This is a genomic window from Flavobacterium chuncheonense, assembly GCF_042686145.1.
GTDB lineage: Bacteria > Bacteroidota > Bacteroidia > Flavobacteriales > Flavobacteriaceae > Flavobacterium > Flavobacterium chuncheonense.
The window spans coordinates 665,307-678,508 of record NZ_JBHUPC010000013.1 but is presented as its reverse complement, the minus strand read 5'-3'; the positions used below and the strand labels follow the sequence as shown (position 1 = coordinate 678,508).

12 protein-coding genes are annotated in these 13,202 nt (G+C 33.1%); 7 read left to right on the top strand and 5 right to left on the bottom strand.

Annotated elements, in window-relative coordinates; all coding sequences use genetic code 11:
* Nucleotides 1–6: 6 nt before the first annotated feature.
* From ACFS5J_RS10605 to ACFS5J_RS10585, 5 genes are all read right to left on the bottom strand, one after another.
* A complete protein-coding gene (locus tag ACFS5J_RS10605) occupies nucleotides 7–369 on the bottom strand; it encodes an S-adenosylmethionine decarboxylase family protein (RefSeq protein ID WP_379812130.1) in 363 nt (120 codons plus the stop codon).
* A gap of 96 nt (nucleotides 370–465) precedes the next feature.
* Nucleotides 466–795 carry a ferredoxin gene (locus ACFS5J_RS10600; protein ID WP_379812129.1) on the bottom strand — a complete coding sequence of 110 codons (330 nt, stop codon included), beginning with the start codon at nucleotides 793–795 and terminating at the stop codon, nucleotides 466–468.
* A complete protein-coding gene (locus tag ACFS5J_RS10595) occupies nucleotides 795–1,853 on the bottom strand; it encodes an NAD(P)/FAD-dependent oxidoreductase (RefSeq protein ID WP_379812128.1) in 1,059 nt (352 codons plus the stop codon). Before ACFS5J_RS10595 ends, ACFS5J_RS10600 begins: the two co-directional genes overlap by 1 nt.
* Nucleotides 1,854–1,924: 71 nt before the next feature.
* Nucleotides 1,925–2,164: a NifU family protein gene (locus ACFS5J_RS10590; protein WP_379812127.1), complete on the bottom strand. Its 240-nt coding sequence runs from the start codon at nucleotides 2,162–2,164 to the stop codon at nucleotides 1,925–1,927.
* A 1-nt stretch (nucleotide 2,165) separates the two neighbouring features.
* Complete coding sequence (locus ACFS5J_RS10585) at nucleotides 2,166–3,308, bottom strand: Mrp/NBP35 family ATP-binding protein (protein ID WP_379812126.1); 1,143 nt, start codon at nucleotides 3,306–3,308, stop codon at nucleotides 2,166–2,168.
* Between the two features lie 351 nt (nucleotides 3,309–3,659).
* Here ACFS5J_RS10585 and ACFS5J_RS10580 point away from each other — a divergent pair, with 351 nt between their 5' ends.
* The 7 genes from ACFS5J_RS10580 to ACFS5J_RS10550 all read left to right on the top strand — a co-directional run bounded on the left by ACFS5J_RS10580 (nucleotide 3,660) and on the right by ACFS5J_RS10550 (nucleotide 13,170).
* The gene (locus ACFS5J_RS10580) at nucleotides 3,660–5,153 is read left to right on the top strand and encodes a sodium:solute symporter family transporter (RefSeq protein ID WP_379812125.1); all 1,494 of its coding nucleotides are present in this window, start codon (nucleotides 3,660–3,662) and stop codon (nucleotides 5,151–5,153) included.
* Complete coding sequence (locus ACFS5J_RS10575; RefSeq protein WP_379812124.1) at nucleotides 5,141–6,649, top strand: class I adenylate-forming enzyme family protein; 1,509 nt, start codon at nucleotides 5,141–5,143, stop codon at nucleotides 6,647–6,649. The genes ACFS5J_RS10580 and ACFS5J_RS10575 overlap by 13 nt, the downstream gene beginning before the upstream one ends.
* A complete protein-coding gene (locus ACFS5J_RS10570; RefSeq protein WP_379812123.1) occupies nucleotides 6,646–7,623 on the top strand; it encodes an alpha/beta fold hydrolase in 978 nt (325 codons plus the stop codon). The genes ACFS5J_RS10575 and ACFS5J_RS10570 overlap by 4 nt, the downstream gene beginning before the upstream one ends.
* Nucleotides 7,586–9,001, top strand: coding sequence for a hypothetical protein (locus ACFS5J_RS10565; protein WP_379812122.1), 1,416 nt, complete (start codon nucleotides 7,586–7,588; stop codon nucleotides 8,999–9,001). Before ACFS5J_RS10570 ends, ACFS5J_RS10565 begins: the two co-directional genes overlap by 38 nt.
* 129 nt (nucleotides 9,002–9,130) lie before the next feature.
* The gene (locus tag ACFS5J_RS10560) at nucleotides 9,131–11,620 is read left to right on the top strand and encodes a TonB-dependent receptor (protein ID WP_379812121.1); all 2,490 of its coding nucleotides are present in this window, start codon (nucleotides 9,131–9,133) and stop codon (nucleotides 11,618–11,620) included.
* Nucleotides 11,621–11,627: 7 nt separating this feature from the next.
* The gene (locus tag ACFS5J_RS10555; protein WP_379812120.1) at nucleotides 11,628–12,407 is read left to right on the top strand and encodes an alpha/beta fold hydrolase; all 780 of its coding nucleotides are present in this window, start codon (nucleotides 11,628–11,630) and stop codon (nucleotides 12,405–12,407) included.
* Nucleotides 12,400–13,170 carry a 3-hydroxybutyrate dehydrogenase gene (locus ACFS5J_RS10550; protein ID WP_379812118.1) on the top strand — a complete coding sequence of 257 codons (771 nt, stop codon included), beginning with the start codon at nucleotides 12,400–12,402 and terminating at the stop codon, nucleotides 13,168–13,170. Before ACFS5J_RS10555 ends, ACFS5J_RS10550 begins: the two co-directional genes overlap by 8 nt.
* Nucleotides 13,171–13,202 lie beyond the last annotated feature (32 nt).

The window sequence follows — 13,202 nt, the reverse complement described above, 5'->3', positions numbered from 1 at the left end:
TCCATATTATCTTTCTACTTCAATTTGCTTAATAATCTTCGCGTCAAAATATGATATAAAATCATTTGCAAGCATCCTTACTTTTTTAGAATTGTCTTGAGAATAATTACACAGGTATATATCCATCGTTAATGTCAATATCTCAGGCCAAGTATGAATACAAATATGAGATTCTTTTAAACAATATGCAATCGTAAAGCTACCATTATCGAAAACATGAGAAGTATTCCCAACCTTGTCTAATTCATTTTTTAAAAGCAATTGATCTGTAAAAGCAATAAAATTCGCTAAATCAGTTAGCTTATCACTTTTCAAAACTTGTAATGTCAATAATTGATGTATTCCTAAAAGATTATTTGGTTTTTCCATTATAAAAAGTAAACATAATCCTTATACGTTACATTTCTTCAAATGTTACAATAAAAGACAAAAAAGGCGAGAAAAATTTCTCGCCTTTTTTGTCTTTTATTGTTCTGGTGCAATTTCAATTTCCAAACCATCTAAATCTTCTGTGAGATGGATTTGACAACCTAATCGACTATTATCTTTTACGTGATACGCTTCTGAAAGCATCGCTTCCTCATCATCATTTCGCTCGGTTTTTAATACGTCATTCAATACGTAACACTGACATGATGCACACATGGCCATTCCTCCACAAATACCTATTGTTCCTTCTTCTGCTAATTCATAGGAACGTATAAGCTCCATAACATTCATGTTCATATCAGTTGGCGCTTGAACTTCATGCACTATACCGTTTCTATCTGTAATTTTAATCGTTATATCTGTCATTAGTCAATCGATTTAACTACAGCTTTTTCGGCTTCTTTACGTGTACCATCAAATCCATCAACACCTGATACTGTTGTATATTTTAATACATAACGTTTACCAGGATTCAAACGATTATAAACACTTTGACACATTAATGTCGCCTCGTGGAAACCACATAAAATAAGTTTCAATTTTCCTGGATAAATATTAACGTCACCAATTGCATAAATACCCTCAATGTTAGTTTGATAGTCCAATGCATTGTTCACTTTGATTGCGTTTTTCTCGATCTCTAATCCCCAATTTGCGATAGGACCCAGCTTTGGCGTCAATCCAAATAATGGGATAAAGTAATCACACTCTACATTCATACGAGCACCGTTAATTTCAATATCCAATGATTCAATTCTTTCACTTCCTTTGAAACCAACAACCTCAGCAGGGGTAATCAATTTAATTTTACCCGCCGATTTTAATTCTTGTACTTTTTCAACAGAATCTAAAGCACCTCTAAATTCGTTTCTTCTGTGTACCAAAGTAACAGAATTAGCTACATTTGATAAGAAAATACTCCAATCTAATGCTGAATCACCTCCACCTGCAATCACAATATTTTTACCGCGATATTTTTCTGGATCTTTCACGAAATAATCAACACCACGGTCTTCTTTTTCGTAAAATTCAATATCCTTTAAAAGTGGTTTTCGAGGTTCAAAAGTACCTAATCCGCCCGCAATAGCAATAGCTTTTGCTTTATGTTGTGTCCCTTCTTTTGTTGTTACAATGAAAGTTCCATCTTCTAATTTATCAATTGTTTGAGCAGTCTCTCCTAAAGTAAACCCTGGTTCAAATTGTTTAATTTGCTCCATTAAATTGTTTACCAAATCACCAGCCAGAACTTCTGGATAACCTGGAATATCAAATATTGGTTTTTTAGGATATAACTCTGCCAACTGACCTCCTGGTTGTGGCAAAGCGTCAATAATATGACATTTTAGTTTTAATAATCCGGCTTCAAAAACAGCAAAAAGACCTGTAGGACCGGCTCCTATAATTAAGATATCAGTTTCTATCATTTTTTAAAATTCAGCTGTACAAAGTAATAATGAATAAATAGCTTATTCTATGACATTTATCAACTTTGTAGTTACGCAATATTTTCTACCGTTTCAATTTGAGGTACATACTTCTTAATTGTCGTTTCTACACCTGCTTTCATTGTACTAATACTTAAACTACAACTTGTACAAGCTCCCTCTAAGCGTACTTTTACATGCTTATCATCGACAATTTCTACCAAAGTAATATCGCCCCCATCTGAATTTAAAAAAGGACGAATTTCGTCTAAAGCTTTTTCAACATTTAATACAATTTCTTCTTTGTTCATCTTATTTTCCTTTAACGGCAGAACAGCCAGCCATTGTTGTTATTTTTATTGCTTCTGTTTCCGGTAAATTTTCATTTCTATTTACCGTTTCTTGTACAACATTGCGTGCTAAATCTTCAAAAGCTTTTTCTAATGGAGAAGCTGTTTGTAAAGCTGCTGGACGACCATAATCTCCAGCCTCACGAATACTTTGTACCAATGGAACTTCTCCTAAAAATGGAACTTCTAAATCAGCTGCCAAATTTTTAGCACCTTCCTGACCGAAAATATAATATTTATTGTTTGGCAATTCTTCTGGTGTAAAATAAGCCATGTTTTCAATAATTCCTAAAACTGGAACATTGATACTTTCATTATTAAACATAGCAACACCTTTTTTAGCATCTGCCAAAGCAACTGCTTGAGGTGTACTCACTACTACAGCTCCTGTTATAGGTAACGACTGCATAATTGACAAGTGAATATCCCCTGTCCCTGGTGGCAAATCGATTAACATAAAATCTATTTCTCCCCAATTTGCATCAAAAATCATTTGATTCAAAGCTTTTGCAGCCATTGGACCTCTCCAAATTACAGCTTGATCTGGTTTTGTAAAAAAGCCTATCGAAAGAATTTCTACACCATAACTTTGCACTGGTTGCATTTTTGATTTTCCTTCAATTTCTACAGATGTTGGTTTCGCATTTTCAACATCAAACATAATTGGCATTGACGGTCCGTAAATATCTGCATCTAGGACTCCTACTTTAAACCCCATCTTTGCCAAAGAAACAGCCAAGTTTGCAGTAATAGTAGACTTACCTACCCCACCTTTACCCGATGATACTGCAATAATATTGCTAATTCCTGGTATTGCTTTTCCTTTTATTTGATTAGGATTCTCAGGTTTTTCAGGAGCTTCAACTTTAATATTAACTTTCACTTTTGCTTTTTCATACACTTTATCATGTATTACTTTTATAATATCAACTTCTGCTCTTTTTTTAATGTGTAACGCTGGTGTTGCCAAAACTACATCCACCACTACCTCATCACCAAAAGTAAGTACATTTTGAACTGCACCACTTTCTACCATGTTTTTTCCTTCTCCAGCAACTGTTATCGTTTCTAATGCCTTTAGGATTTCTTTTCTATCTAACTTCATATTTTATAATTACTGTAAATATCAAAGGCTTACAGCTTTATTTTTTATTAAGACTGATTTTGAATTGCAAAGATAATCAGAAGTTTAGTAGTTTAAAAATTAAATTCAATAAACCTATTGCGTACAAATTTGACATTAAAAAGCTCTAAAATTGATTTCACAATTTATTATAATACAAATTGCAAAATATTTTAATAGTCATAAGCAATACAAATACAATAAAAACAATACTTTATAAAAACAAATATCTACTACAACATAAAAGTCACAATTAAAATTTATTGTTTAAAATCAATTTTTTGAAAAGATTTTTTTTCATTTGTTTAGCACAATAAAAAAGAATTGATTCACATGGAAAATTCAAAATTACTCATTTGGATAATCATCCTATTATACGCGGCCGTAATCTTATACTTTGTAATAAAAGGAGCTTTAAAAGCAAAAAGCATATCCGATTATGCCATCGGTAATATTGGTTTTCCGTCTTGGGTTGTAGGACTTTCGTTAGCCGCCTCTATGACGAGTGCAGCAACATTTGTCATAAATCCAGGATTCATTGCGCTTTACGGAGTTTCAGGAATCATATCATTTGGAATCGTCTTACCTATAGCTGCTTTTGTATCACTAATCGTTTTCACTAAAGGTTTTACTAAATATGGAACCAAGGTAAAAGCAACAACCATGGCGCAGTGGATAGGAAATCGTTATCAAAACAAAACGTACAAATTCTTTTTTGGCTGTATTGCCTTACTCCTCATCACTTTTATTGTATTAATTAATGTCGGTCTTACACAAGTACTTTCAAAAGCTTTAAACATCCAACCACTTTATGCACTACTTGCTATTTGTGTGTTTGTTTTTGGTTACATGATGTTTGGAGGTGCTAATTCCATGGTGTACACTAATACTATTCAAGCGATTATAATGTTTGTAGTAGCGATAATTATGATTACTTCTGGTAGCGAATATTTTAGTAATGGAATCAGTGGATTTTTGGAATCATTAAACAAAATTGCCCCAGAACTTACAAAACCTACCAATCCTAAAAGCTTTTTATTCCGAGATTATTTTGAGATTATTTTTGCTCAAATCGTTATTGGTATAGCTATAGTTTGCCAACCACATATTATAACGAAATCACTGATGTTAAAAGACCAAAGCAAAATCAACAAATACCTATTTAGCGGAATATTTTTCATGATCTTCTTCTTTTTAGTAGTTATTACTGGATTATATGCTCGTTTAACATTTCCTGATTTAACTTTTGAAGGTAAAGCTTTAAAAATGGACGAACTTATCCCTACTTATGTAATGGTTAAATTCTCAACAGGAATAGGAATTATTGTTATTATCGGACTTATATCCGCTGGACTTTCAACATTGGAAAGTTTAATTCAGTCGCTTTCCATTACCATAACAACTGACATTTTAGAGCCTCTTGCTCCAAATTGGATTGCAAAAAAATCCTTTTTCACAAATAAACTAGTTATCATAGCATTAGCTGTTATAAGCTTCTTCCTTAGTTGGGATCAAATTCAAAATCCAAAACTAAGTGTAGCCATTTTTGCCCAAAACGGTGTATATGCCTATTTTGCAGCAGCATTTGTACCTGTTCTATTTGGAACTTTTATACGTAATATTTCCACAGTTGCTGTCTTTAGCGCAAGTATTACCGCATTATTAGTACATTTTGGCATTTATTATTTACAACTAACACCTTACATGAAAGGAGCTGTAAACAATCCAGGAATTTCAGCAGCCATAGCTATAATAATTTCACTTGTTGTTGGATTTAGTTTAAATTTAGCAATAAAACCACAAAAAAGTAGCGAATGGATTCTTTAGATTGGATAAGCAAATGGGCTGATTATACCCCTTCAAAAACAGCTGTTGTTTCACACGAAAGCAATGAAATGTTTAGCTATAAAGACTTAGACGAATATGCCAATAATCTAAGCATACATTTTGAAAAGTTAAAACTCACAGAAGGTGATCGAATTGCCATACTTGCTGAACACGGTCCTTTGTATATTATTCTTTTGGCGTGTTGCCAAAGAATGGGACTTATTTTAACTCCACTCAACTATCGATTGGCTCCATTTGAAATAACACATTTATTGGAAGATTGCAATCCGAAACTTTTAATTTATAACGAAACCTTTAGTGAAAAATTAGATTATAATAGCTGTAAAAACATTCCGAATCAATTAACCTTAAATGACGTTAAAAACCTTTACCAAGAAAAGACATTACAACAACATAGTCCACTTACAATAAAAGAAAACAACCCAATTTTTCTGTTTTATACTTCCGGAACAACTGGAAAACCAAAAGGTGTATTGTATACCAATAAGATGATGTTTTGGAATAGTTTAAACACATCTATGCAATTGGGAATTACTTTTAAAGATTCGACACTTAATGTACTTCCTCCATATCATACATCAGGATGGAATATTTTTATAACTCCAATATTACATAAAGGCGGTAGTATTACAATTATTGAAAAATTTGATCCCGAAAAAACACTACAACTTTTAGAAGACACGAAGACCACTTTGTTTCTAGCCTTACCTACAATGTTACTAATGATGCAAAAAACCTCTCAATTTCAAAAGGTTGATTTGTCGGCATTACGTTATATCATTTCTGGAGGCGAAATTGTTGGATTTGACATGGTTTCCCATTGGAAGAAACATAAGAATATAGACATTCGCCCGGGTTACGGACTCACAGAAGCTGGCCCAAGCATCACGTCATTACACCACGATAAAACCTTAGAAAAACCAAATTCTATCGGGAAACCCAATTTCTATTTAGATTTAAAAATAGTTAATGAAAATAACGAAGAAGTAAAAAACAATGAGGTAGGTGAGATATGTATCAGTGGTAATATAATTACACCCGCATATTGGAACAATTCCGTAGAAACTAAAAACAAAATTAAAGATGGTTGGTTATACACTGGAGATTTAGCCTACCGCGATGAGGAAGGTTATCTTTTCCTAAAAGGCAGAAAGGATGATATGTATATTTCGGGCGGAGAAAATATTTACCCGCAAGAAATTGAATCATTTATAGAGCAAATACCTTCAGTAACAAAAGCTATTGTACTCCCTATTGACGACAACAAGTGGGGAAAAAGCAGTGTTGCCTTTGTAACTTCAACAGATTCATCTATGAATGAATTTGATATCCGTAAATATTTAAAAGGAAATTTAGCTGACTATAAACACCCCAAAGCAATTTTTCTTTTAAGTGAAATTCCTCTAACCAGTTTGGGAAAAGTATCACGCAAACAATTGTTTCAATATTTCCATTCGTTAATTTCCGAATCATGAAAAAAATTCTTTTAGTCGCATTATTTTTTGGATTACAAGTTATTGTAGGACAACAACCAACTGAAATGAAAAACATACTTTCTACATATCATTTTAAAACCCATTTCGTAAAAATTAACGAAACAGAAACCGCATACATAAAAGAAGGTAATGGACCGCAAACCTTATTATTCATTCACGGATTGAGCAGTAATATTGACGCGTGGTATCGCAACATAGATGAACTAAAAAAACACTACACTTGTATTGCAATAGATTTGCCAGGCCATGGAAAATCATCAAAAAAAACAGAAGCATATACGCCAACTTTCTATGCAACATTTATCCACGATTTCATTAAAAAAATGAAGTTAAAAAATATTACACTAGTTGGACATTCAATGGGAGGGCAAGCTGCGATAAAAACGACAACTTTATATCCTCATCAGATTAATGCTTTAATTTTAGTAGCGCCTGCAGGAATTGAAACTTTTACAGAAAAAGAAGCCAATCTGTTGAAACAATTTGTGACAACACAAAATGTTCAAATTACTACTGATGCTCAAATTGAGAAAAACTATCAACTGAATTTCCATCAGTTTCCAACAGAAGCACAATCGATGATTACCGATAGAATTAACATCAAAAAAGCTTCTGATTTTACAGACTATTGTTATGCAATAGAAAAAAGTGTTGAAGGCATGCTTATTGATCCTACTTTTGATGATTTGGAAAAAATCACACAGAAAACGCTAATTCTTTTCGGTAAAAATGATAACTTAATACCGAATAATTTCCTACATCCCAAATTAACTGTAACAGAAATAGGAACACTAGCAAACGAAAAAATTAAACAGAGTACTTTACATTTTGTAGCTGAAAGTGGCCATTTTTTACAATTTGAAAAACCGGATGAAGTAAACTTACTAATTTTAAATTGGCTCAGTAAAAATAACAATGAAGATCAAACTGAAAAAGTTTACCGCAATAAGTAAATCTATTTTACCAAATGAGGCGCATTACTTAACTAAAATTGCAAACTTTCAAGATGCAGAAAAAAACGAAATCTTCAATCGGGTAATTGAAAATGCTACGTCGCAAAATACTTTCAAAACTTTTGATGAAAGCATCGACAAACGCAAATACAATTACATAAAAACTTGGATAACAAAAAAGCTAGAGCTTATTGACGTTGATCGCACCACGGAATGGGTAATGCGCTACAAAATGAATATTCTTACCGATACTATTACTTCACAAGAAGAACATCATCTTTTGAACTACCTAGCTAGTTTTAAAGACTTAGAATACAATTTTCAAAACTTGTTTGAATTAGCACTTGAATACCGCTCATATTTACTCATTCGTATGCGTTACAAAGACCATAATATAGTCAATCAATTTATTGATAACTTTGCTATCGCCTATGAAAAATCAAAAAAAATCACCCACAAACTTTACATTGCAACTACAGAGATAACAAAACAATATTCGAATTACACAAACGAAACAAAATATTGGGAAAAGTGGCTATCTAAAGTTTTCAACACCCAATCAATTGATGGTAAAAATAGGTACCAAGCGTTTATACTAATGGCGTTTATGTATACCAACTATAACGATCATGCGCGTTTAAAAAAGATTTTTGACGAAATCGATCATTATTTTTCAAATGGTGAAATGTATTCCAGACGTTTATTATGCAACTACTATGCGAGTCGTCTTTTGCTTCACAGTAAAATTAACGAACTAGACCGCGCAGAATATTTTGGTTTGCTTTCTATCCGACAAGATAATGATGATACATTATTGTATGTTAACAACCTCATCGGGATTTTAATTAAAAATCATAAGCACAAACAAGCTTTTGAACTATTGGAACGCTTCCGAAAATTATACGAAAGCACTCATAATTACCATCAAAAAACTTCATACATATCATATAATATAAGGCTTTTAGCACATAACAACCAACTTTTACAAGCGGAGAATATTGGTCGTCATTTTCTAAAAAAACACGATGTTGAAATATTAAAACATCGCTGGCATCATTTTTTTACATCATATTTCAATGTCTTATTGGCAAAGGAAAAATATTACGACATTATTACACTATTTTCAAAATACAACCTTGAAGAAAAAGAGCTAGAACGTTCTAAAAAAAGGAATTACATACCTAATCTTAGTTGGTCTCATGCCTTGGCAAAATACATGGAAGGCAAAATAAATGATGCTAAATTATATACGGAATTAAAAGCCACTTTAAGCAAAGTCACACTAAGTAAAGAACAACAAAAACTTATTTTGGAAACCATTGAAAAATACACTGAAATAGCGCCAGAAATATTTACAAAACTCAAAAGTGAATTTTAAAAAAAATATTTTTAAACTTATAAATCAAAGCAAAATCCATCAATAGTCATACCTAAAAAAATACTTTTACGTTCATCAAACTTTTAGGTTTCAATTTAGCTTGCACCCACTAATCAAACCTAAATCCTTATGAGAAAAATTTTATTCTTTTTCATTGTACTTTTAACTCAGTTGAGCTTTGCACAAGACAATGGTGCAATACAAGGTACGATTACAGATGAAAATCAAGTTCCAATTTCTGGAGCAAATGCACAAATTTTAAGTTTAAAAAAAGGTACTATAACTGATTTTGACGGAAAGTTCAAACTAATAGACATTCCTGCTGGTAACTACAGTCTTGAAATTTCATATGTTGGATATGAAAAACAATCACAAAACATAACCGTCTTTGCGGGGCAAACTGCTACTGTTAATGTTTCACTAAAAGAAACTACAGGTCAATTAAACGAAGTAATTGTATCCTTAAACAAACAACCACAGAAAATTACAGATGTGCCTGCTACCGTTGACATCATTAAAGCAGCCGAAATTAACGAATATGCTAGTTTCAATGTAGGGGAATTAGCAGCAAGACAAAAAGGTGTTGATTTTGTAAGAAGTGGTGTTTTGGGTACGGGTATTAATATCCGCGGATTTAACTCAGCATTCAATTCAAAAAACTTACAAGTAACGGATGATCGTGTAGCGACATTAGTAGCTACAGGGCTTCCATTGGGCTCATTTGAAACAGTAATCAAGGAAGATATTGAACAAGTTGAGATTTTATTAGGACCAAATGGAACGCTTTACGGACCAAATGCTCATAATGGATTAGTAAGTACAATTACTAAAAATCCAAGAAACTCTGAAGGAACAACTTTTGCTGCTGGTGGTGGTAGCCAAAATGTATTTACTACAAGATTACGCCACGCACAAGCTCTTAATGATAAATTTGCTTTCAAAATTAACTTTGAAAGTACACAAGGAACAGAATTCAAATACACCGATACCGTTTACGTGGGTAATCAAGGTTATGCGGAAAAAAATCTTGATAGAGATTTTACATCATTAAAATATGGAACCGGATTATACTACAAAACATCTGAAAAATCAGAATTAATTGGGTATTATGGTCACAGCAACAGTAACAACATTGGAAACACAAATGCGGGTAGAAATCAAATTAAAGATTGGTCGATTGATCAAGCACAGTTAAAATTTGTATCTCCTCGTTTATTCTTCAATACTTACTATACATGGAGTAGAACAGATGACACCTATGCAATGAACCAAAGAACACAAAACTATGTTTCGTTCATTAACAATGGCTTTAGTGAAGAAGAAGCGTGGAACAGGTCATTAATGGAGCAATGGTTTCCAACAGGACCTGATACTGGAATTGCACTTCAACGCGGAGCATTATTTGTTGACCATTCAGACCGTTTTAATGCAGAAGGACAATACAACAACAATTGGGGAAGATTCCACTTTATTGGAGGTGCACAATACCAACGTGATATGGCTGATTCAAAAGGCACTTATTTATTAGATCAAGACGGGCCAATCGAATTGAATCAAATCGGTGTGTATTCTCAAATTGAATACCGTATTCCAGAGTCAAGATGGGCATTTCTTGCTGCAGCTAGATTAGATAATCATGAATTATATGGCTCAAACTTTTTACCTAAACTTTCGGTTACCAAAAGTCTTAATACGGGTACTTTCCGTTTAACATACGGTAGAGGTATGGCTGTACCGTCTATCTTAAACCTTAAAGCAAACATGTTTGGTGGTTTAATCTTAGGAAACGGAGAAGGATTTACATTGTCAAATGGAACTAAAATTGACAAATTAGAAGTAGAGACAATCAATTCTTATGAAATAGGTTATAAAGGAAGAATAACGAAAAACTTCTATACCGATATCAATGCTTACTATAATCAATCAGACAATTTTATAAGTCCTTTACGAAACATTGCAGATCCTGCAAACGGAGTTACCGTTACGCATATGGGAGACAAACCAATTGGCGAAGTTGTTCCTGGATCTACTGGAAGTACTATTTTAACATATGCAAACTTTGGACATGTCGATACTTATGGTATTGATGTTGGTTTGAACTACTATTTCACAGACAATTTTAGAACATCATTTAACTATTCCTATTTTGGTAGAGACTTAGACAAAAATGACTTAAGCAATGATGGTAACTTAGATGGTAAAGTTTTAGAAACAGAATTACCAATAAACACACCTACTAACAAATTTACTTTAGGTTTCCATTACAACAACAAGAAGTTTTATGGAGCTATCTTCGGACGCTACGTTGAAAAATATGATTTCTTTTCAGGTATTAACATAGCCGCAAAAACTCAGGATTTAGACGGTGATGGAGTTAACGACATTTTTGAAAACCAACAAAACGGAAGAACATGGAACTATGGCCAATTAGGTGGTTTTACAATTGATTCAAACATTGGTTACAATTTCACCGAAAAACTATCGGCCGGTTTAAATGTTACCAATTTATTTGATGTAGATATTCGTGAATTTGTGGGTTCACCAATTATCAAACGTTTGATCTCAGTTGAGCTAAAATATACGGTAGATTTCTTCCGCAAAAAAGAAACCACTAAATAACCAATGAATGACTAAGATTACAGTAAACACCATAACCCTAGATTATCTAGATATTGGTGAAGGAGAAGTTTTGGTTTTACTTCACGGTTTAGGCTCAACAAAAAAGGACTGGGATTTTCAAATCCCAGCTTTTTCAAAAAAATACAGATTAATAGTCCCCGATTTAAGAGGGCATGGGAATTCAGCTAGCAATACCGATTTTGGTGTACCTGTTTTAACAGAAGATGTTTTTCAACTTTTAACTCAGTTAAATATTTCAAAAGCAAGTTTTATAGGATTTTCTATGGGAGGTGCCATAGCATTTGAAATGGCGTATGTACACCCACAAATCGTCAACAAATTAATAATTGTTAACAGCGGACCCGATTTCAACAATATGGGCGAAATAGGTAAGGAAATGATTACTATTCGAACGGAGTTTATTAACACAAAGGGAATTAAACCGCTAGCTGAAGAAATCGCAACAAAAATGTTTCCGGAAACACATCAAGTGGACTTGAGAAACGAATTTGCCAACCGTTGTGCAAGTAATAACCCAGAAGTGTATTTGAAAACATTTCTATCGCTAATGGAATGGGGACTAGCCGAAAAAATAACAACACTTACTGCTCCAACTTTGGTCGTAAGTTCGGATATGGATTACACACCCGTAGCACATAAAGAATCATATACTAGCAAAATGCAAAATGCGAGATTGTGTATTATTAAAAATTCGCGTCACGGGGTATTAATGGATCAACCAAAAGCTTTTAACGAGGCAGTTTTAAATTTCTTACAACATGACTAAAACAGCACTTATAACAGGTAGTACAAGCGGAATAGGCTTTGGAATTGCAGAAAGTTTTGCGCAAAAAGGCTATCAAATTATGTTACATGGTCTTGAAGCAAATGGAAAAGAAATTGCTCAAAAATTAGCTCAAAGATTCAATATCAAAACACATTTCTCCAATCACAATTTGACAAATGCAGAAGATATTGACAGATTAATTGAACTAACCGTAAATACATTTGGTAGAATTGATGTATTAATTAACAATGCCGGAATTCAACACGTGTCACCTATTGATGAATTTCCAAATGCTACTTATGAAAAAATCATTGCTATCAATATGAATGCAGTTTTCTATGCTTCGAAAGCGGCTTGGAAACATATGAAAAACAATAAATTTGGACGAATTATAAATATTTCATCTGTTCATGGTATTCGTGCATCAGAATTTAAATCGGCCTATGTAACAGCTAAACATGGAGTGATAGGATTAACAAAAGTATTAGCGCTCGAAGGTGCTCCTTTCAACATTACCTGTAATGCAATTTGCCCTGGATATGTAAAAACCCCATTGGTAGATAATCAAATAAAAGATCAAGCAAAAAGTCATCACTTGTCAGAAACAGAAGTGATTGAAAAGATAATGCTAAAAAAACAAGCCGTTAAAGATTTCATTCCAATTCAAAAAATTGGAGAAATGGCACTATTATTAGCTGCAGATGATGCGCAAACGATAACTGGCACAAATTTCACACTAGACGGAGGATGGAGTGCACAGTAATTTTTCTCATTTAATTAAAAAATCCGCTTAAT